Source organism: Rathayibacter sp. AY1D5 (genome assembly GCF_002932515.1).
Lineage (GTDB): Bacteria > Actinomycetota > Actinomycetes > Actinomycetales > Microbacteriaceae > Rathayibacter.
In genome coordinates this window covers 1-19558 of sequence record NZ_PSVU01000061.1, presented here as the reverse complement: position 1 = coordinate 19558, position 19558 = coordinate 1, and the positions used below count along the sequence as shown (strand labels likewise).

Below are 19558 nucleotides of genomic sequence, written 5' to 3'. Positions count from 1 at the left end.
GCGCCGACCGCGTCTCCGTCGCCCGCCGCCCCGCCTCCACCCCGCGCCAGCGCCCCCCGAACGGGGAATGCGCGGGCGCTCGCCGCTGTTGTCTAGCGATGACGGGACGGGGCTCGGCGCCCCGCCCACCGGACAGCTCGGAGGAGCCAGAGGCAGATGGCAGGAACAGGGATGAACAAGGGTCGAGGGGCGCGCGGCAGTGACGACGAGATCGTCTACCGCCGCCACGCGAACGGACGCGGCATGGTCGCTCCCGGATCGCGCGTCTCGGCGACCGCGTACGTGGAGACCGGCGCCTACGTGGAGCCCGGCGCGACCGTGGGCGAGCGCGCCTGGATCGGCGCGGGCAGCTGGGTCGACCGCGACGCCATGATCGGGCACAGCGCCTTCATCGGCGCGAACGTGCACGTCGGGCCCGAGGCGATCATCGGACCGGGGGCGCGGATCGGGAGCTACTCCCGCATCGGACGCTCGGCCGTGATCGCGACCGGCGCCCGCATCGACCGCGACACCGTGGTGCCCGACGGCGCCCGGAGGGGCATCGACGAGGCGAGCGAGAGCGGCCGCCGCGCGGCCTGACCCCCACGACCCTGTTCCGCCGGCTCCCCGGAGCGGCGGAATAGGGTCGTTCCATGTTCGAACTCCACCACCTCAGCGCCCAGGAGCAGTGGGACTGGCTGCAGCGCGGAGAGGTCACGCCTCTCGAGCTCGCCGATCACTACCTCGCCCGGATCGAGCGCTGGAACGGGGAGCTGGGCGCCTTCGCCACGGTGACCGCCGATCGGGCGCGGGAGCGGGCGTCATCGCTCGGCACCGGGCCCGGCACCGCTCCGCTCTGGGGCCTGCCGAGCGGCGACAAGGACCTCTGGCGGCGCGCGGGCGTGCGGACCGCATTCGGATCGCGGCTGCGCGAGCACCACGTGCCCACCGTCTCCGACGAGATCGTCGAGGTGCTCGACGCGGCGGGAGCGGTCAGCCTCGGCAAGACCGCGGCGCCCGAGTTCGGGATGCCCTCCTACACCGAGACGCTGATCGGCCCGCCCGCCGTCACGCCCTGGGACACCCGCCTCGGGGCCGGCGGATCCAGCGGAGGAGCGGCGGTCGCCGTCGCCGCGGGACTGCTGCCGTTCGCCCCCGCCTCGGACGGCGGCGGGTCCATCCGCATCCCCGCCGCGGCCTGCGGCCTGGTAGGACTGAAGCCCTCCCGCGGACGCGTCGCCGCGCTCTCCGGCATCGGCGGGGTCGGCGGCCTGACGGTCGCCGGGCCGATCACCCGCTCGGTCGCCGACGCGGGCCTCCTGCTCGAGGGCATGCTGGAGCGGACGAACGGCCGCCTCCCGCAGCGCTGGTCGCTCGGCGCGCCCGGCGACGGCGACGGCTCGTTCCTCGGCGCCGCGGTGCGCGGAGAGGGGCGCTTCCAGATCGGCGTGCTCACGGACTCGCCCTGGGACGAGGAGTACGAGATCGCTCTCGCTCCGGAGGCGCGCGCCGCGCTGGACGAGGGGATCGCCGCGCTGGCCGCCCTCGGCCACGGGCTCGAGGAGGCGTCGCTCCCCCCGAGCGCCGCGTACCCCGCCGCGTTCCGGACGCTGTGGCAGAGCGGCGCGGCGACCCTGCCCGTCGAGGGCGCGGACCTCGATCTGCTGGAGCCGCTGACCCGCTGGCTGGTGGAGGAGGGCCGCCGGCGCTCCGCCCGCGAGATCGTCGAGGCGGCGTCCTGGCTCTCGGGCTACGAGCGCGCGGTGATCGCGGCGTTCTCCGGCGTCGACGCGGTCCTGACGCCGTCGCTGGCGATGACGCCGCGCCCCGTCGGCTGGTACGACCTCGAGGATCCCGAGCGCAATTTCGAGCAGCAGTGCCTCTACACTCCGTACACGTCCTTCGTGAACGTGAGCGGCCTCCCCGCGATCACCCTTCCGCTGAGCACCACGGAGGAGGGCCTGCCGATGGGAGTCCAGCTGATCGGGCGACCCGGCGGCGAGGCGACGCTGCTGGCGATCGGCGCACAGCTCGAGCGGCGGGCGCGCTGGCAGAGGCGGCACCCGCCGCAGTGGTGACGGGGGAGGCCGCAGCGGTGACGGGTCCGGGCGCGGCCGCACGGCGGATGGTCAGGTCCGGCTCTGGTCACTGAGGTAAGCCTTGCCTATACTCGAACACGATGTGCATGTTCGAGGACCGCGACGGCTCCGCGCCGGTCGACGTGAAGCAGTTCCTGATCGCGGGCGACGAGACCGTCGTGCCGTGGATCCAGAGCATCCTCGACGCCCTCCCCGCGAACGCCCGCGGCCAGGTCTTCGTCGAGGTCGACGACGCGCGCGGACTGCCGCCGCTCGCCGCCCCCGGACGGGTCTGCGTCACCTGGCTCGGCCGCTCCGAGCGCTCGGGCGCCCCCGGCACCGGTGAGCGCTGCTCCCGCGGAGTCGCACTCGACCGCGCGGTCCGGGCCTGGGTCGGCGAGATGTCGGTCGTCGACGGTGACTACCCGTGGGCCGACGGCCGCCACGACTTCTGCGCCTGGATCGGCGGGGCCGGCCCCGTCGTCGCCGAGCTCGCCGCCGACGTCGAGGCGCGCCTGCGCACCTCCGCCGAGCACGCCGCGCGCTGACCGTCCGCCGGGCGTCCCGGCTGAGTGTTAGGCAAGGCTTACCTTCTGTGCGAGACTGAGGTGATGCCTCCGACGACCGCCGCCCCCGCCCGACCGGCCTACCGGCCGTACCTCGCGACCGTCGCCGCAGCGACCCGGATCGCCCCGCACTTCATCCGCGTGACCCTCACCGGCACCGGCCTCGACCACGTCGGCTGCACCGGCCCCGACCAGCGCATCAAGCTCGTCGTCCCCACCGCAGCCTCCGACGCCCCCGCCTTCCTCGCCTCCGTCTCTGACCCCGACGGACCCGACGGACTCGACCCCGACTGGTACGGCCGCTGGCGACAGCTCCCCGACGAGCTCCGGAACCCGCTCCGCACCTACACCATCCGCGCCGTCCGCCCCGAGGGCGCCGAGGTCGACATCGACTTCGCCGCCCACGGCGACACCGGACCGGCCTCCGCCTGGGTCGAGAGCGCCCGCGCCGGCGACCAGATCGTCATCATCGCGCCCGACACGCGCTCCGACCTCCCCGGCGGCGGAGTCGAGTTCCACCCCGGCGCCGCCACCTCCCTCCTCCTCGCCGGCGACGAGACGGCCGTCCCCGCCATCGCCGCGATCCTCGAGAGCCTCGACGACGACGCCACCGGAGCCGCGTTCCTCGAGGTCCCCACCGCCCACGACCGCCTCCCGCTCCGCCACCCCGCCGGCGTCCACGTCACCTGGATCGTCCGCGCCCACGCGGCAGCCCCCGGAGCGGCCCTCGGCGACGCGGTCCGCGCCTGGGCCACCCGCTTCCTCACCGCCCACCACCGCGGCGTGGACGTCAGCGACATCGACGTCGACCACGAGATGCTCTGGGAGGTCCCCGACGAGAGCACCGACCCCGGCCTCTACGCCTGGATCGCCGGAGAAGCCGGCGCCGTGAAGCTGATCCGCCGCTGCCTCGTCACCGAGCTCGGACTCGACCGGAAGCGGGTGGCGTTCATGGGGTACTGGCGCCTCGGCCGCCAAGAGTCCAACTGACCCGGAGCGCCGCAGGGCGACGTTCTGCGGCGTTGTCGTCGGGCGCGATACCGCCGGTATCGCTTCCTCCTCCGCCTTGCAGAACGACGCCCTGCGACGCTCCGGGCGCTGCTCGTAGGGGTGCGGCGCGCCGGGGGCGCGACCGCGGGGGACAGCGCGCCGGGGGCGCGGCCGCGGGGACGGCGCGCCAGGGGCGCGACCGCGGAGGACGATGCTGATCGAGTGGATCTCGCAGGGGGCGTCTCGAGATCCACTCCGACGGACTTCGCGCGTGATCGAGCGGTTCTCGGGTGCCTGGCGAGTCGGGCGACCGCGCCCGGACATGCTCATCGGGTAGCCCTCGGAGAGGGAGTTTCGAGATCCACGCCCGACCGATTTCGCGGCTGATCGAGCAGCTCGCGGGCACAGACCGAGCCCGACGACCGCGCGCAGACCTGCTGATCGGGCAGCCCTCGGAGAGGGCGTGTCGAGATCCTCCCGGCGAGCGCGCCGGGTGCTCCGCGCCGCCCCGCGCCGAGTCGGCGGCGGCGGGGAGCGGCAGCGGGCTACAGGGTGGGAGAGACGCCCACGAGGCGGCTGGAGAGGGTCCAGAGGTCGTGGGCGAGAGCGCGGTCGCGGGCCTGGGGGTTCAGGGAGCCGTGCGGCGTCAGCTGGTCGAAGTAGGTGCCGCTGGCGGCACCGACGTCGGGCTCGGAGGCGAGGGTGATCAGCGGCACCGCACCCGCCTCGGCGGAGATCCCGAAGGAGCCGACCGAGAGGCTCGTCATCAGCTTCATCATCGTGCTGTCGGCACCGAAGCTCGTCGAGACGACGCCCGGGTGGAACGAGTACGCGTCGACCGACGTCGTCAGCAGGCGCTCCGCCAGCTCGCGGATGAAGAGGATCGTCACCAGCTTCGACGTGCCGTACGCCCGCCAGCCGCCGAGCCACGGACCCCGGCGGTTGTCGAGGTCGTCGAGCCTCAGGCGACCGAAGCGGTTCGCGAGGCTCGCCGTGGAGACGACGCGGACGCCGGCCCGCTCCCTCGAGGTCTCGATCATCCGCGGGAGCAGGAGCCGCGTGAGCAGGAACGGCGCGAGATGGTTGCTCTGGATCGTCCGCTCGTGGCCGTCGACCGTCTCGGCGCGGTGGGAGACGAGCCCGCCCGCGTTGTTCGCCAGCACGTCGATCCGCTCGTAGCGCTCGAGGAGGCCGTCGGCCAGGGCGCGGACGTCGTCGAGCCGGTCGAAGTCGGCCAGGAACGCGTCGCCTCCCACGTCGGCGGCGACCGCGCGGGTGCGCTCGGGGTTCCGCCCGACCACGGCCACGCGGGCACCGGCGGACGCCAGCGCTCCCGCCGCGACCCGGCCGATGCCGGAACTGGCTCCGGTGAGGACGACGACGCGCCCCGTCATGTCAGTGACCACGGAGATATCCGCCCTTCTCGAGACCGGCTTCGATCTCGAATCGATTGCGCAGCGGATCGCGACCCGCCACCGTGTACGCGAACGGGAACCACATCCCGTAGAGCCGCCACTGCTCCTTGTGCACGGCCTCGTGCTCGAGGACGCTGTCGGAGACGTTGGTGCCCGTGAGGTAGCTCGTGCCGACGCAGGACCCTCCGCGGCCGAACGCCCAGGAGGGCAGACCGGTGAAGACGACGAGGCCGTGGCTGCGCCGGATCGGGCCCGTGCTCCACAGCGCGCCCCAGGCGAGTCCGACCGCGCACGCGAAGAGGTAGCCCGGCCGGGTGATCGCCGGATCCAGGGCCACCGTCGCGACGGCTCGACGGAGCGCGCTCACGCGCTGTCGCGTCCGTAGGTCTCGAGCAGCCGCAGCCAGACCTCGCTGATCGTCGGATAGGAGGGGACCGCGTGCCAGAGGCGCGAGAGCGGCACCTCGCCGACGACGGCGATCGTCGCGGAGTGGATCAGCTCTCCGACCTCCTTGCCGACGAAGGTGACGCCGAGGACGACCTTCCGGTCCTCGTCCACGACCATCCTCGCGGTGCCCGTGTAGCCGTCGGCGGCGAGGGCGGCGCCGGCGACCGAGCCGATCTCGTAGTCGACGACGCGGGTGCGGTATCCGGCCTTCTCGGCGGCCGCGGCGGTGAGGCCGACCGACGCGACCTCGGGGTCGGTGAAGACGACCTGCGGCACGGCCTCGTGGTCGGCGGTCGCGACGTGCGCTCCCCAGGGGGCGTCGTGGACCTCGGCACCGGTGGCGCGCGCGACGATCACGTCGCCGGCCGCACGGGCCTGGTACTTGCCCTGGTGCGTGAGCAGTGCGCGGTGGTTCACGTCGCCGACCCCGTAGAGCCACGGACGCCCGCCGCCGAGGGGAGCACCGTCGCCGCCCAGCACGAGCATCGTGTCGTCGACCGTCAGCGAGGAGCCGGGCTCGAGGCCCACCGTCTCGAGGCCGACGTCGCGGGTGTGCGGGGCGCGGCCGGTCGCGGCGAGCACCTGGTCGGCCTCGATGACGTCGCCGCCCTCGAGCGTCACCGCCACGGTGCCGTCGGACCGGCGCTCGACCGAGACGGGCGAGTCGCCGAGGCGCAGGTCGACGCCGAGCTCCTGGAGCGCCGAGCCGACGAGCTCGCCGGCGAAGGGCTCGAACGGCGTGAGGAGTCCGCTGCGGGCGACGAGCGTGACGGAGGAGCCCATGCCGGCGTAGGCGGTCGCCATCTCGGTCGCGACGACTCCGCCGCCGATGACGACGAGGCGCGGCGGCACCTCCTCGGCCGAGGTGGCCTCGCGGCTCGTCCAGGGGGATGCCGCGCGCAGGCCAGGGATGTCGGGGACGACGGCGGTGGTGCCGGTCGCGACGGCGACGGCGGAGCGGGCGCGGAGCACGCGCACCTCGCCGTCGGGTCCGGTCACTGTGACCTCGCGCTCGCCGCTGAGGCGGCCGTGCCCGCGGACGAGCTCGATGCCGGCGCCCTCGAGCCACTGCACCTGGCCGTGGTCGTCGAAGTGGCTGGTGAAGGAGTCGCGGCGGGCCAGGAGCGCGGGCACGTCGACTCCTCCGCTCACCGTCTGCGCCGCGCCGGGGAGATCACGGGCGGCGCGGAGCGCCATCGGCGGCCGCAGCAGCGCCTTCGAGGGCATGCACGCCCAGTAGGAGCACTCGCCCCCGACGAGCTCGCTCTCGACGACGGCCGCGGTGAGGCCGCCCTGGACCGCGCGGTCCGCGAGGTTCTCGCCCACCGGCCCTGCTCCGATGACGATGACGTCGAACTCGTCCGTCGTGCTGCTCATGCTGTCTCCCTGGGGTTCTCGGAGGCGTCGAGCCCCGTCGTCGGTGGGTGCCCGGCGCTCAATGCGCCGGCACGATCTCGGCCCGCCAGCCGTCGTAGCGGCCGCCGTGGCTCTCGACCGCCTCGATCACCTGGCGGAGGAACGCGGTGGTCGACTCCTCGTCGACCGCGGCGTGGTGGCTCGCGACGAGGACCTGCCTCAGCCTCAGCCGCGAGATCGCGATCTGGAAGCCGGAGGCCACGAGGACGCGCCCGGCCCGTCGTGCGGTGCTGCGGCGGGAGAAGACGGCGAAGTGGTCGACCTCGCGCAGCTCCCACACCTGGTCGCCGTAGCGGAGCCGGATCTCGAGCTGCTGCGCGGCGCGCTCCTGCTGCGCCTCGAGGGAGGAGCCGCCGGGCGCCGTGACGGTGGTGCTCTCGTCGCTCATCGTCCGGTGAACTCCGCCGTCGTGCGCTGGAGGAAGGCCTCGGTGCCGATGCGCGCATCCTCGGACGCCGCGAGACGCGCGAGCGCCCCGGGGAGCGCGGCCGCGGCCTCGGCGTCGGACGCGGCGACCGCGAGCCGGGCACTGGCCAGGGCGGCCTGCACGGCGAGCGGCGCCTGCGCGGCGATCCGGGCGGCCAGCGCCCAGGCCGCCTCGGCGACCGTCCCGTCGGGGACGACCTGCTGCACGAGGCCGATGCGGTGGGCCTCCTCGGCGTCGAAGAGGTCGCCGGTGAGGATCCAGCGCATCGCGTCGCCCCAGCCGACGGCGCGGGGGAAGCGCAGCGTCGCTCCGCCGAAGGGCAGGATGCCGCGGGCGACCTCGATCTGGCCGAAGCGGGTGGACCGCTCGGCGAGGACGACATCGCTCGCGAGCGCGAGCTCGATGCCGAGCGTGAGGCAGGTGCCCTGGAGGCCGATGACCACCGGCTTGCTCACGGGGCGGGTGCGCAGGCCCCAGGGGTCGAGACCGCCCTCGGGCACGAAGTCGAGGCCGTCGGAGCCCAGGCGGGGCCCGATGTCGGCGAGGTCGAGCCCGGCCGTGAAGTGCCCGCCCTCGGCGAGGACGACGCCGGCGCGCAGATCCGGGTCGCGGTCGAGCTCGCCGTACGCGGACGCCAGCTCCGCGAGCAGCCGCAGATCGGCGGCGTTGCGCTTCTCGGGCCGGTCCAGCACGATCGCGAGCACGGTCCCGCGCCGCTCGGTGCGCACGCGCGGTCTCTCGTCGCTCATCGTTCCTCCGCTCGGTCGCGTCCGACCATCTTGCCGGGTGCCGCCGACACGCGCTCGGGCTTGCGCGCCGATGGCAGGGCTCTCTCAGGCCCCGCGGGACAGAGCGCCGAGGAGGCGGAGGATCGTGGGCAGGTCGTCCTCGGCCGCGGTCGGCGACGACGGGGCGAACGAGGTGACGCCGGCGCCCGCGAGCGGGAAGCGGGACCGGAGGGCGTCGAGGCTCGCGACGAGGCGCGAGGCGGGAACGCCGAAGGGCACCGGGTCGAACAGCCCGGCGAGATCGGCGGGGTCGAGCACGTCCAGATCGAGGTGCACGTAGACGGAGGCGGCACCGGTCGCCTCGACCGCCGCGACGAGCGACTCCGGGTCGAGGGCGTCCGCGGGCAGCACCGCGGCGCCCCGCTCGACCAGCCGCTCGAGCTCGCCGTCGTCGGCGGAGCGGACACCTCCGAGGACGACGCGCTCGTCGGCCACCCGCTCCTCGGCGCCCGCGCTCAGGAGGCCGACGCCGCGTCCCAGCGCGGCCGAGAGGACCATGCCGCAGAAGGCGCCGCTGGGGGAGGACTCGGGAGTGTGCGCGTCCGGGTGGGCGTCGAGCCAGACCAGCGCGACCGGGCCCGGTGCCGAGCGCACGGCGTGCCCGATCGCCGCGAACTCGACGCCGCAGTCACCGCCGATCGTGATCACGGGACCGGTGCGGCTCGAGAGGGCCTCGCGCACCCGCTCGGCGACGGTGGCGACCGAGGCGTAGCGGCGGATGCCGGTGTCCTGGGCGTCGCCCGCCTCGGCGGGGATGTCGAGGGTCGTGGTGGCGGAGGAGGGCAGATCGCCCCGGATCGCCTCGGCTCCGTCGACGAGGCGCATCGCGCGCGTCGACGCCGAGCCCTGCCACTGGGGGACGACGAGGAAGGAGGCCATGTCCCTCACTATGGCACGCGCGCCGGTGCCGGGTGCCTGCGTGCTCAGGCCGCGGGCAGGCCTCCGGGAACGGCCGCGGGGCGGAGCGACGGGGGTGCGCCGTCGAGGTCGACCAGGGCCTCGTCGAGCGCGGAGCGGGCGCGGTCGGCGGCGGCGCGGGCCTCGTCCAGAGCGCCGGCCGGATCGCCTGCCGCACGGCGCACCGCGGTGTCCAGCTGCCCGAGCGTCTCCTCCGCGAGGATCCGGGGTGCCGCGGTGATGCGCTCGCCGTGCACGGCGGCCAGGAGCAGCACCGACTCGGCACCGAGCCGGGCCGCGGTGCGCGCCGCCTCGAACAGGAGGAGCTGGCGCTCGGCCTGGGCCCGCGGCTCGCGGTACCCGGAGACGACGGCGTCCAGAGCGGAGTCGGCGTCGAGCAGCAGGACCAGTAGCGCGGCCGGATCGTGGCGGGCGCCGGCCGACCGGGCGTCGTCGGCGTCGAGGAGGAGCGACCGTGCCGCGGCGCACGCGACGGCCACGTCGGCGGCGGAGGCGAGCTGCGCCGAGGTGCGCAGGTCCGAGAGGGTGGCGGCCCGCTCCAGGTCGTCCCGCACGGAGCGCTCGACGCCGCTCAGCTGCACCTCGGCGCGGGTCACGAGCCCGACCAGCGAGTCGACCGCGTCGAGCAGGGCGTCGGGATCGGGGGAGCCGCCGGCGGCGACGTGCTCGACGGCCTCGCGCAGCGGTCGGACCCGGCGCTCGGGAGTGGTCCCGGCGAGGACGGAGACCTCGGAGCGCGCCTGCTGCACGCGCTCCGGGAGGGACGGGCTCGGCGAGGTCACTCCGTGATCGTACGGCCGGAGTGTGACACCGCGTGACACGGCGGTTCGACCGGCGGCGGCGGCGTGCCCAGGATGGAGTCATGACCCGCTCACTCGCCATCGTCGAGGTCGCCCGCGTGCGACCGGGCCGCGAGGAGTACCACGCCTACGTGCAGATCCTGAACGGCCGCATCCTCGCCCTCGCGCACGAGCGCGGCTGGCGGGCGGAGCGCTTCGCCGCCGAGGAGCTGGGCACGGAGGAGCTGCTGGCGCGCACGGCGGGGGCGGACGCCCTCGTCCTCGCGGGCGGCGAGGACATCGCTCCCGAGCAGTACGGCGCCGACCGCGGCTACCCGGCCGAGGGCCCCCACGCGGAGCGCGCCGATGCCGCCCAGATCGCGCTGGTGCACCGGGCGCTCGCCCGCCGGACCCCGCTGCTGGGCATCTGCCGCGGCCTGCAGATCGTCAACGTCGCGCTCGGCGGCACGCTGGTGCAGGACCTGGGTCCGGAGGCGGAGCACGTCAACGCGGCGGCCCCCGCTCACCAGCGCATGCACCGGCACGAGGTCGGGCTCGCGGCGGGCTCCGTGCTCGGCGGGCTCTTCGGGTCCGAGGCGCTCGCGGTGCAGAGCGCGCACCACCAGGCGGTCGACCTGCTCGCTCCGGGGCTGCGGGTCGTCGCCCGGGCGGAGGACGGCGTGATCGAGGCCGTCGAGCACGTCGCGGCCCCCCTCGTCGGCGTGCAGTGGCACCCCGAGGACCCGGACGCTCCCGCCGGTCAGCTGGCGACGCTGCTCGACGGGCTGGCGCTCGCCGCCGCCCGCGGGGAGTTCGCGCTGCCCCTCGCCGCCTGAGCGGCCGGGGCTCCCCGCGGGCGACCGGGCTCAGCGGGCCAGTCGGGCCATCCACGCTTCGATGTCGTCGGCCGAGCGCGGGATGCCGGCCGAGAGGTTCTCGGCGCCGTCGGCGGTGACGAGCACGTCGTCCTCGATCCGGACGCCGATGCCGCGCAGCTCCTCCGGGACCGTGAGGTCGTCGGGCTGGAAGTAGAGGCCGGGCTCGATCGTGAAGACCATGCCCTCCTCGACCAGTCCGTCGAGGTACATCTCGCGCCGTGCCCGGGCGCAGTCGTGCACGTCGAGCCCGAGGTGGTGGCTGGTGCCGTGGACCATGTAGCGGCGGTGCTGCTGGTTGTCGGCCTCGAGCGCCTCCTCGGCGCTGACCGGCAGCAGGCCCCACTCGGCGGTGCGCCGCGCGATGACGGCCATCGCCGCGGCGTGAACCTCGCGGAAGCGGATGCCGGGTCGGACGATCGCGAACGCGGCGTCGGCCGCCTCCCGCACCGTCTCGTGAACCTGGCGCTGGGCGTCCGTGTAGCGGCCGTCCACCGGGAAGGTGCGCGTGATGTCGGCGGTGTAGTAGCTGTCCTGCTCGACGCCGGCGTCCAGCAGCACCAGCTGGCCGGGGCGCACCGGCCCGTCGTTGCGCGTCCAGTGCAGGATGCAGGCGTGGGGGCCCGCTGCGGCGATGGTGTCGTAGCCGACCGCGTTGCCGTCGGCGCGCGCGCGTCCGTTGAAGACGCCCTCGATCAGGCGCTCGCCCTTCTCGTGGGCGATGATGCGCGGCAGGTCGGAGAGGACGTCCTCGAAGCCGCGGCCCGTCGCGTCGACGGCGGCGCGCAGCTCGGCGATCTCGTAGGCGTCCTTGACCAGGCGGAGCTCGGCGATGTCGCGCTCGAGCGCCGCGTCGCGGTCCGCCCGCTCGTCGGCCTCGACCGCGTCGAGACGGCCGGTCACCGCCGGGTCGGCCTCGCGCAGCACGGCGAGGGGGACGCCGTCGTGCGCGTCGAGGACCGCGTCGAGCTCGGCGATCCCGCGGGTGGCGAGGCCGAGATCGCTCGCGACCTGCGCGAGCGACGGACGCGGCCCGATCCAGAACTCGCCGATCTCGGGGTTGGCGTAGAACTCGTCGGAGTCGCGGCCCGCGCGCTCGCGGAAGTAGAGCGTCGCGCTGTGGCCGGACCCGGCGGGCTCGAGGACGAGGACCGCGCCGGGCTCGGAGTCGGAGCCCCAGCCGGTGAGCCAGGTGAAGGCCGAGTGCGCACGGAACGGGTAGTCGGTGTCGTTCGCGCGCTGCTTGAGGCGGCCCGCCGGGACGACGATGCGCACGCCGGTGTGCAGCGCGGAGAGGCGCTCGCGGCGGGAGGCGGCGAAGGACGCCTGCTCGCGCGGAGCGGGCAGCGGCTCCTCCCGCTCGGCCCAGCCGGACGCGATGAAGTCGCGGAAGCGGTCGGAGGCGGGGGTCGTCGAGCGGTTCGCGGTGGCGCGGGGGCGCGGGGCGGCGGCGGGGTCGGGCGTCTGAGCGGCGGTCCGCTCCTCCGTGTTCGTCATGGCTCCCATTGTCCTCCTCCGCACGGCCGCGGGGCCGCCACGGGCCGGGCGGGGGAGGAGGACGGGGAGTCGGCGTCCGGGGAGGAGCGTCAGGACGCGTCCTTCGCCATCCCGCGGACCGAGAGCTGGACGACCAGCGGCCGGTGGTCGCTCCCGGCGTCGTCGCGGTCGTCGACGACCTGGTAGCCCGAGACCTCCCAGCGTCCGGAGAAGAGGACGTGGTCGATCGGGGCGCCGAGCGCGGGCGGGACCGAGGACGGCCAGGTGCCCAGGGCGGCGCCGCCCGCGACGGTCCCCGCGTCGCGGCAGCCGCCCAGCGCGGCCGAGCCCGGCAGCCCGGTCCAGTGGTCGACCGTGGAGTTCAGATCGCCGAGGACCACGACGTCCTCCTCCGCGGAGCAGAGCGCGGAGACCGAGAGCAGATCGCTCCGCCACTCCGCGAGGCGCGAGGGGATCGGCGCCATGGTGTGCACCGCGGCGAGGACGGGGCGCTCGGGAGTGTCGGGGCGTGCGACGAGGGACGGTGTCGATCCGGTGACGACCGCGGTGGTGTCGACGCTGTAGCCGCCGAGCGAGGGGGAGAGCAGCAGGGCCGCCCCGTCGTCGGCGCCCGACCCGGCGTAGTGGAGGGTCATCGACATCCCCTGGGCGCTGAGCGCGTTCACGACGTCCTGCGCGTGCGTCTGCGAGACCTCGAGGAGGGCGATGCCGTCGACCGCGCTCTCCCGGGCGAGCGAGGCGATCGTGTCGACGGGCACGCCGTCGTGCAGCACGTTCCAGGTCGCGAGGCGCACGTCGGCGAGGCGGTGGGCGCGCGGAGCGGCGGAGTCGTAGCCCCGCGCTCCCTGCACTCCCGCGAGCACGAGCGCGAAGACGACGCCGAGCGCCGCGAGGGCCAGCGCGAGGCGCCTGACCGGAGCGACGAGGACCGCGATCACGACCAGGACAGCGGCGAGCCCGACGGCCGCCGCGCCCGTCGCGAGCCGGAACGGCACCAGCTGGGCGAAGGGGGCCTCCCGGGCGATCCCGAAGAAGCCGGGCGCCGCGACCACCAGCAGAGCGATCGCCACGATCACCGCCACCGCGGTCTTCACCAGTCTCGTCCCCATCGCCGCCCAGGCTACTAGGGCATCGGAGGGCTCGCAGGCGGCGCGTCTACGATGAGCGCATGCATGTCGACGGGGGCCGTTACGACCTCCACACCCACTCCGTCGTCTCCGACGGCACCGAGGCTCCGGCCGTCCTGGTGCGGGCCGCGGCCGCGGCCGGGCTCGCCGGAGTGGCGCTCACCGACCACGACACGACCGGCGGCTGGGCCGAGGCGCTCGCCGCGGCCGACGAGGCGGGCATCGACCTGCTGCCCGGCATGGAGCTCTCCTCCCGCGTCGGCTGGGCCAGCGTCCACGTCCTCGCGTACCTCGTCGATCCGGCGGATCCGGGGCTCGTGGCCGAGACCGCGCGCATCCGCTCGGCCCGAACGCACCGCGCGGAGGCGATCGTCACCGCGATCGCGGCCGACTACGACCTCACCTGGGACGACGTCCTCGCCCAGACCAGCCCGGGCACGACCATCGGGCGTCCGCACATCGCCGACGCGCTCGTCGCCCGCGGCCTGGCCACCGACCGCTCCGCGGCCTTCGCGGGGATCCTCGACTGGCGCGGCGGCTACTACCGCCCGCACTACGCCCCCGACCCGGTCGACGCCGTGCGCCTGGTCCGCGCGGCGGGCGGGGTCCCGGTCATCGCGCACCCGGCCGCGAGCGCCCGCGGGATCGCGGTCGAGTCGATGCTCCCGCAGCTCGTCGACGCCGGCCTGTTCGGCCTCGAGGTCGAGCACCGCGAGAACACGGCCGACGGCAAGCGCCGCCTGCGCGAGCTCGCCGAGCAGTACTCGCTCGTCACCACGGGCTCGAGCGACTACCACGGCACGGGCAAGCCCAACCGCCTGGGCGAGAACACGACCGCGCGCGCGACCGTCGACGCGATCCGCTCCTCCGCCCGCTGAGTCGCGGAGAGCCGCTGGGAGGCGGAGAGCCGCCGGATCACCGTGACCGCCGAGGGGCGGAGAGCCGCTGAGTCGCGTGGGGACACCGCTGAGTCGCGGGACAGCCGCTGAGACGCCGAGAGCCCGCCCTCCCGCGACGGATCGCGGGGGGACGGGCTCGGGGTGCGGAGGCTCAGGCCTGCGCGTCGGGGCGCGGCGAGCGGCGGCGCGACCGGGTGCGGCGGCGCGGTTCGCTGTTGCCGTCGTGGTGCTCCTTGCTCTCGCTCGAGGGAGCGGGGCCGGTCTGCTGCGGAGCGGTCGAGTCGGCGGAGTCGGAGCGGGTGCGGCGACGCGGCGGCCGGTCACCCCGCTCGGAGCGCTCGCCGCGGTCGGAGCGCTCGCCCCGGTCCGGGCGCGCGTCGGCCTTCGCCTCGGCGGGGATCGGGGTCGGCTTCAGCCGTCCCTTGGTCCCCGCGGGGATGTCGAGGTCGGTGTAGAGGTGCGGCGACGACGAGTAGGTCTCGACCGGGTCGGGCTGGCCGAACTCCAGCGCCCGGTTGATGAGGGCCCACTTGTGCAGGTCCTCCCAGTCGACGAAGGTCACCGCGATGCCGGTCTTGCCCGCGCGCCCGGTGCGGCCGACGCGGTGCAGGTAGGTCTGGTCGTCGTCCGGGATCGTGTGGTTGATCACGTGGGTGACGTCGTTCACGTCGATGCCGCGCGCGGCGACGTCGGTCGCGATCAGGATGTCCTTCTTGCCGGCCTTGAACGCCGCCATCGCGCGCTCGCGCTGCTCCTGGTTGAGGTCTCCGTGCACGGCCGCCGCGTTGAAGCCGCGGTCGTTGAGCTCCTCGACGATGCGGGCCGCGGCGCGCTTCGTGCGGGTGAAGATGACGGTCTTGCCGCGGCCCTCGGACTGCAGGATGCGCGCGATGACCTCGTCCTTGTCGAGCGAGTGCGCCCGGTAGACGATGTGCTTGATGTTCGCCTGCGTGATGCCCTCGTCGGGGTCGGTCGCGCGGATGTGGATGGGCTTGTTCATGAAGCGGCGCGCGAGCGCGACGATCGCGCCCGGCATCGTCGCCGAGAAGAGCATGGTGTGGCGGGTGGGCGGCGTCTGCGCGAACAGCTTCTCGATGTCCGAGAGGAAGCCCAGGTCGAGCATCTTGTCGGCCTCGTCGAGGACCATCACCTGCACGTTGGCGAGCGAGAGCAGGCGCTGCCCGGCGAGGTCCAGGAGGCGGCCGGGGGTGCCGACGACGATCTGCGCGCCGGCCTTCAGCTGCTCGATCTGGCCCTCGTAGGCCTTGCCGCCGTAGATCGAGACGATCTTGGTCGGCCGGTTGGAGGCGGCCAGCTCGATGTCCTCGGTGACCTGCACGGCGAGCTCGCGGGTCGGGACGACGATGAGCGCCTTGACGCCCGGCTCCGGGTCGGTGCCGAGGGCCTGGATGAGGGGGAGGCCGAAGCCGAAGGTCTTGCCGGTGCCTGTCTTGGCCTGGCCGATGATGTCCTGCTTCTGCAGGGCCAGGGGGATCGTCTGCTCCTGGATGGGGAACGGCTCGAGGATGCCCTTGGCGGCGAGTGCGGCGACGATGTCGTCGTCGATGTTCAGATCGGAGAAAGTCACGGAGTGAAGCGCCTGTCGTGTCGAACGGTCTACGCCCCTGTACGACTCCGGGCGCAGGGTCACCGATCCAGCGCCGGTGACATCCCGGCGAGTCTACTGCTCCCGGCCCCGCCGGCCCCGGAACCCCGCTCCTCCGGCGCCCTATGCTGAGGAAATGGCTGCCTGGTTCCGACGTCGACGTCCCCTGCTCGAGGTGCCCCGCCTGACGCCCCGCGGGGAGTCGAGCCAGAAGCGCGACCGCGTCGACCTCGCCGACCTCACCCCCGAGGTGCTGCCCTACCTCGGCCAGGTCGCCTACCTCCAGCTCGCGGTGTTCGAGGTGCTGGCGCGCGCCGTCGCCGAGACCGACGACCTCGCGGACAAGGAGGCCATCTCCTCCGCCGCCGGCACGGCGCTCGCGAAGCACCACGCGGTCGTCGCCGAGCTGCGCCGCCGCGACGTGGAGCCCGGCGAGGCCATGACTCCGTTCCGCCCCGCGATCGACACCTTCGAGCGGCTCACCCGCGGGGCGGACCTCCACGAGACGCTGCTCTCGGCGTACATCACGGCGGGCCTGCTCGACGACTTCTTCATCCGCCTCACCGGCGGGCTGCCCACCGACGTGGGGCCGCGCATCGCGCAGACGCTCGGCGCGGACACGGGCGTCGACGGCGTGATCGCGATCCTCCGCCGCGAGATCGCCGCGGACGAGCGCCTGGGCTCGCGCCTGGCCGTCTGGGGCCGCCGCCTGGTGGGCGACACCCTCCTCGTGGCGCGCTCCGCGCTGATGGGGTCGGGCAACCACGACTCCGACGAGTCGCGGATCGAGCCGGTGTTCACCGAGCTCATCGCCTCGCACACGCGCCGGATGGACGCGCTGGGGCTCACGGCCTGACGGTTCCCGGCGTCGCACTGCCCCGGAATCCGGAACGACGGAGGCGCGGAAGTCCGAGGACTCCCGCGCCTCCGGCTCGGATCAGGGGGCGACGCGTCCCGAGAGCATCGCCTGCAGGGAGGCCTCGTCGCGGCGGGCGCGGCTGCGCCCGAGCGAGAGGCCGACCGGGACGACGACCACGGCGGTCGCGACGAGGGACAGGACCCAGATCAGGCCGCCGTCCCACGGCAGGCCCGCCCAGGTCAGTGCGACCCAGACGACTGCGGCGACGAGGCCGCCGATCGCCGGGACCAGCACGGAGCCGTGCAGGTGCCGGTGCGGCAGCCCGTAGCGCGCGGCGAGACCGATCAGGACCCCGAACAGGGTGATGAAGAGGAGCTCCACGACGTGTCCGCCCGGGACGCTCTAGGCGACGAAGCCGACGCGGCGCGACTCCTCGGAGCCGACCTCGACGAAGGCGATGGTGGCGGTCGGGACGATGTAGATCTTGCCCTTCTCGTCGCGGAGGCGGAGGACGGCGGTGCCGGCCTCGAGAGCGGTGGTCACCGTCTTCTCGACCTCGGTCACGGACATCGACGACTCGAAGTTGAGCTCGCGCGGGGTGTTGACCATTCCAATACGGATTTCCACCAGCAGTGCCTTTCGGGAGGGGACGAGGGTGTCAGGATACGGGACCGTGCTCGGACGACCGCGCCGGTTTCGCGGTGAGCGGAGCGGGCGGCCGGGGCTCCCGGCGGGGACGGGCGGGAGTGTCGGACCCGGTGGCTACCGTGGTCGTGTGACCGCTCCCGCGACCCCCGCTCCCTCCACCGCAGCCTCCGTCGGCGAGGCGCTCCCGGGCGAGCCCGCGGTCGTGCTGGACGACTCCCAGCGCGCGGTGCTCGCGCTGCCCGAGGGCCGCAGCGCCGCCGTGCTCGGGGCGCCGGGGACGGGCAAGACCACGACGGTCGTCGAGCTGGTCGCCGAGCGCGTCCTCGAGCGGGGGTACCCGCCCGAGTCGGTCGTGGTGCTCGCGGCCAGCCGCACCGCCGCCACCGCCCTGCGCGACGTGCTCGCCCTGCGGCTGGGAGTGCCGACCCGGGGCCCGCTCGCCCGGACCGCGACCTCGCTCGCGTTCGAGGCGGTCACCTCCTCCGCCAAGGAGCGCGGCCTCGAGCGGCCGACCCTCCTGACCGGCGGCGAGCAGGACGCACTCCTGTCGGAGCTCGTCGAGGGCCACCTCGAGGAGGGGACCGGCCCGCGGTGGCCGGAGGAGTTCAGCCCCGAGGTGCTGCGGCTGCGGACCTTCCGGACCGAGCTCCGCGAGTTCGGGATGCGGGCGACCGAGCACGGGCTCGACTCGGACGCGATCCGCGCCCTCGGGATCGACGCGGAGCGCGGCGAGTGGAGCGCGGCGGCCGACGTGCTCGACGAGCTGCGCGAGGTGGTCGAGTGGATGGCGCCCCAGGCGGGCACCCGTCTGGACGCGGCGGAGTTCGCGGCCTACGCGGCCGAGGCGATCCGCGCGGGCGAGGGCGGCGAGCGGATCGACGCGCTGCGTCTGGTCGTCGTCGACGACCTCCAGGAGGCGAGCGAGTCGACGCTCGTGCTGCTGCGGGCGCTGACGGAGCGCGGGGTGACCGTGATCGCGCTGGGCGACCCGGACGTGGCGACCAGCGCCTACCGCGGCGCGGCCTCCGACACGCTCGGCCGGTTCGCCGCGAGCATCGGCGCGTCCGACGTCGAGACGCTGGTGCTCGCGCGCGTGCACCGCCACTCGGCCGCGCTGCGGGCGGTCGTGTCGGCGGCCACCGAGCGGATCGGCACCGCGGCGGCCGGCCGGCAGCGGGCGGCGGTCGCGGCTCCGGCCCCCGACGCGGGCCCGGCACCCGTCCTGGTGCTGCACGCCCCGACGGCGGCGCGCGAGGCGGCGACGGTGGCGCGGCTGCTGCGCGAGCGGCGGCTGCGCGACGGAGTGGCGTGGCGGCGGATGGCGGTCGTCGTCCGCTCCGGAGCCGCGGTCCAGCCGCTGGTGAAGGCGCTCGCGGTGGCGGAGGTGCCGACCCGCTCCGTGCTCGCCGGACGGGCGCTGCGCGACGACCACGCGGCCCGGGCGCTGCTCGTGCTGGTCGGCGTCGCGATCGGCGAGCGGCCCCTCGACGCGGAGCTCGCGGCGGAGCTGCTGCTCGGCCCGTTCGGCGGGGTCGACCGGCTGGGGCTGCGCAGGCTCCGGCTCGCGCTCCGGGCGGAGGAGCTGGCCGGCGGCGGCATCCGCGCGAGCGACCCGCTGCTGGTCGAGGCCCTCGCCGCGCCCGGCCGATTCGCGACCATCGACTCCGCTCCCGCCCGGCAGGCTGAGCGGCTGGCCGTGACGATCGACCGGGTCCGCCGCCTGCACGAGGAGGGGGGCTCGATCGAGGAGCTCCTGTGGTCGGCGTGGGAGTCCAGCCGCGTCGCGTCCTCCTGGCGCGAGCTCGCCCTCGGCACCGGCCTGACCGCCGCCGAGGCCAACCGCAACCTCGACGGCGTGGTCGCCCTCTTCAGCGCCGCGCGCCGGTTCGTGGAGCGGGCGACCGGGCACTCCGCGATCGGCTTCGTCACCGAGATCCTCGAGGCGGAGGTCCCCGAGGACACGCTCGCTCCGCGCTCCGTCGAGGACGCGGTCCTCATCGGCACGCCCTCCTCGGTCGTCGGCCTGGAGTTCGACGTCGTGGTGGTGGCGCGGCTGCAGGACGGCGTCTGGCCCAACCTCCGCCAGCGCGGCTCGCTGCTCGATCCGGACGGCCTGCTGCGGCACGCCCGCGGCGAGGGCGGACTGCCGCTCGACGCCCGCAAGGCCACTCTCGACGACGAGCTCCGGATGTTCGCCCTGGCCGCCTCCCGCGCCCGGCGGCAGCTGGTGCTCAGCGCCGTCGC

General features: G+C 74.9%; 20 protein-coding genes. 8 read left to right on the top strand and 12 right to left on the bottom strand.

From position 1 onward, the window contains the following. Positions 1 to 171: 171 nt before the first annotated feature. The 4 genes from C5C82_RS15175 to C5C82_RS15160 all read left to right on the top strand — a co-directional run bounded on the left by C5C82_RS15175 (position 172) and on the right by C5C82_RS15160 (position 3613). Positions 172 to 579 carry a transferase gene (locus C5C82_RS15175; protein ID WP_104317518.1) on the top strand — a complete coding sequence of 136 codons (408 nt, stop codon included), beginning with the start codon at positions 172 to 174 and terminating at the stop codon, positions 577 to 579. 53 nt (positions 580 to 632) lie between these two features. Then, positions 633 to 2057, top strand: coding sequence for an amidase (locus C5C82_RS15170; protein WP_104296237.1), 1425 nt, complete (start codon positions 633 to 635; stop codon positions 2055 to 2057). Between the two features lie 107 nt (positions 2058 to 2164). After that, positions 2165 to 2605: an SIP domain-containing protein gene (locus C5C82_RS15165; RefSeq protein ID WP_160034004.1), complete on the top strand. Its 441-nt coding sequence runs from the start codon at positions 2165 to 2167 to the stop codon at positions 2603 to 2605. Positions 2606 to 2668: 63 nt separating this feature from the next. After that, the gene (locus C5C82_RS15160; protein WP_104296238.1) at positions 2669 to 3613 is read left to right on the top strand and encodes a siderophore-interacting protein; all 945 of its coding nucleotides are present in this window, start codon (positions 2669 to 2671) and stop codon (positions 3611 to 3613) included. A gap of 545 nt (positions 3614 to 4158) precedes the next feature. Here the strand turns inward: C5C82_RS15160 and C5C82_RS15155 are convergent. From C5C82_RS15155 to C5C82_RS15125, 7 genes are all read right to left on the bottom strand, one after another. After that, positions 4159 to 5019 carry an SDR family NAD(P)-dependent oxidoreductase gene (locus tag C5C82_RS15155; RefSeq protein WP_244230659.1) on the bottom strand — a complete coding sequence of 287 codons (861 nt, stop codon included), beginning with the start codon at positions 5017 to 5019 and terminating at the stop codon, positions 4159 to 4161. Continuing rightward, positions 5009 to 5395, bottom strand: coding sequence for a Fe-S oxidoreductase (locus C5C82_RS15150; RefSeq protein WP_104227423.1), 387 nt, complete (start codon positions 5393 to 5395; stop codon positions 5009 to 5011). Before C5C82_RS15150 ends, C5C82_RS15155 begins: the two co-directional genes overlap by 11 nt. Continuing rightward, complete coding sequence (locus C5C82_RS15145; protein ID WP_104296239.1) at positions 5392 to 6852, bottom strand: NAD(P)/FAD-dependent oxidoreductase; 1461 nt, start codon at positions 6850 to 6852, stop codon at positions 5392 to 5394. The genes C5C82_RS15150 and C5C82_RS15145 overlap by 4 nt, the downstream gene beginning before the upstream one ends. A 58-nt stretch (positions 6853 to 6910) precedes the next feature. After that, positions 6911 to 7279 carry a ribonuclease E inhibitor RraB gene (locus C5C82_RS15140; protein WP_104225032.1) on the bottom strand — a complete coding sequence of 123 codons (369 nt, stop codon included), beginning with the start codon at positions 7277 to 7279 and terminating at the stop codon, positions 6911 to 6913. Further along, entirely contained in the window at positions 7276 to 8067 is a 792-nt protein-coding gene (locus tag C5C82_RS15135) for a crotonase/enoyl-CoA hydratase family protein (RefSeq protein WP_104296240.1), read from the bottom strand. The genes C5C82_RS15140 and C5C82_RS15135 overlap by 4 nt, the downstream gene beginning before the upstream one ends. A gap of 84 nt (positions 8068 to 8151) precedes the next feature. Continuing rightward, positions 8152 to 8985 (bottom strand): arginase family protein, encoded by an 834-nt coding sequence (locus tag C5C82_RS15130; RefSeq protein WP_104296241.1) that lies wholly within the window; start codon positions 8983 to 8985, stop codon positions 8152 to 8154. Positions 8986 to 9029: 44 nt separating this feature from the next. Further along, positions 9030 to 9806: a hypothetical protein gene (locus C5C82_RS15125; protein ID WP_104225035.1), complete on the bottom strand. Its 777-nt coding sequence runs from the start codon at positions 9804 to 9806 to the stop codon at positions 9030 to 9032. An 80-nt stretch (positions 9807 to 9886) separates the two neighbouring features. Here C5C82_RS15125 and C5C82_RS15120 point away from each other — a divergent pair, with 80 nt between their 5' ends. Next, entirely contained in the window at positions 9887 to 10639 is a 753-nt protein-coding gene (locus C5C82_RS15120) for a gamma-glutamyl-gamma-aminobutyrate hydrolase family protein (protein WP_104225036.1), read from the top strand. 30 nt (positions 10640 to 10669) lie between these two features. Here C5C82_RS15120 and C5C82_RS15115 read toward each other — a convergent pair whose 3' ends face one another. Both C5C82_RS15115 and C5C82_RS15110 read right to left on the bottom strand, forming a co-directional pair. Next, a complete protein-coding gene (locus C5C82_RS15115; RefSeq protein ID WP_258063451.1) occupies positions 10670 to 12175 on the bottom strand; it encodes an aminopeptidase P family protein in 1506 nt (501 codons plus the stop codon). A gap of 89 nt (positions 12176 to 12264) precedes the next feature. Next, complete coding sequence (locus tag C5C82_RS15110; RefSeq protein WP_146086007.1) at positions 12265 to 13284, bottom strand: endonuclease/exonuclease/phosphatase family protein; 1020 nt, start codon at positions 13282 to 13284, stop codon at positions 12265 to 12267. A 59-nt stretch (positions 13285 to 13343) separates the two neighbouring features. Here C5C82_RS15110 and C5C82_RS15105 point away from each other — a divergent pair, with 59 nt between their 5' ends. Further along, a complete protein-coding gene (locus tag C5C82_RS15105; RefSeq protein ID WP_104295208.1) occupies positions 13344 to 14180 on the top strand; it encodes a PHP domain-containing protein in 837 nt (278 codons plus the stop codon). 172 nt (positions 14181 to 14352) lie between these two features. Here the strand turns inward: C5C82_RS15105 and C5C82_RS15100 are convergent, their stop codons facing one another. Then, positions 14353 to 15789 carry a DEAD/DEAH box helicase gene (locus C5C82_RS15100; protein WP_104224844.1) on the bottom strand — a complete coding sequence of 479 codons (1437 nt, stop codon included), beginning with the start codon at positions 15787 to 15789 and terminating at the stop codon, positions 14353 to 14355. Between the two features lie 154 nt (positions 15790 to 15943). Here C5C82_RS15100 and C5C82_RS15095 point away from each other — a divergent pair, with 154 nt between their 5' ends. After that, positions 15944 to 16663: a ferritin-like fold-containing protein gene (locus C5C82_RS15095; RefSeq protein WP_104224843.1), complete on the top strand. Its 720-nt coding sequence runs from the start codon at positions 15944 to 15946 to the stop codon at positions 16661 to 16663. A gap of 81 nt (positions 16664 to 16744) precedes the next feature. Here C5C82_RS15095 and C5C82_RS15090 read toward each other — a convergent pair whose 3' ends face one another. After that, positions 16745 to 17047, bottom strand: a complete 303-nt coding sequence (locus C5C82_RS15090; RefSeq protein WP_104226942.1) for a hypothetical protein — start codon at positions 17045 to 17047, stop codon at positions 16745 to 16747. A gap of 21 nt (positions 17048 to 17068) precedes the next feature. Beyond that, positions 17069 to 17293: a DUF3107 domain-containing protein gene (locus C5C82_RS15085; protein ID WP_104224841.1), complete on the bottom strand. Its 225-nt coding sequence runs from the start codon at positions 17291 to 17293 to the stop codon at positions 17069 to 17071. A gap of 148 nt (positions 17294 to 17441) precedes the next feature. On the opposite strand from C5C82_RS15085, the gene C5C82_RS15080 reads away from it, so the two are divergent. Beyond that, positions 17442 to 19558 (top strand): UvrD-helicase domain-containing protein (locus C5C82_RS15080; protein WP_181134456.1); only part of this gene is annotated, 2117 nt, incomplete at its 3' end.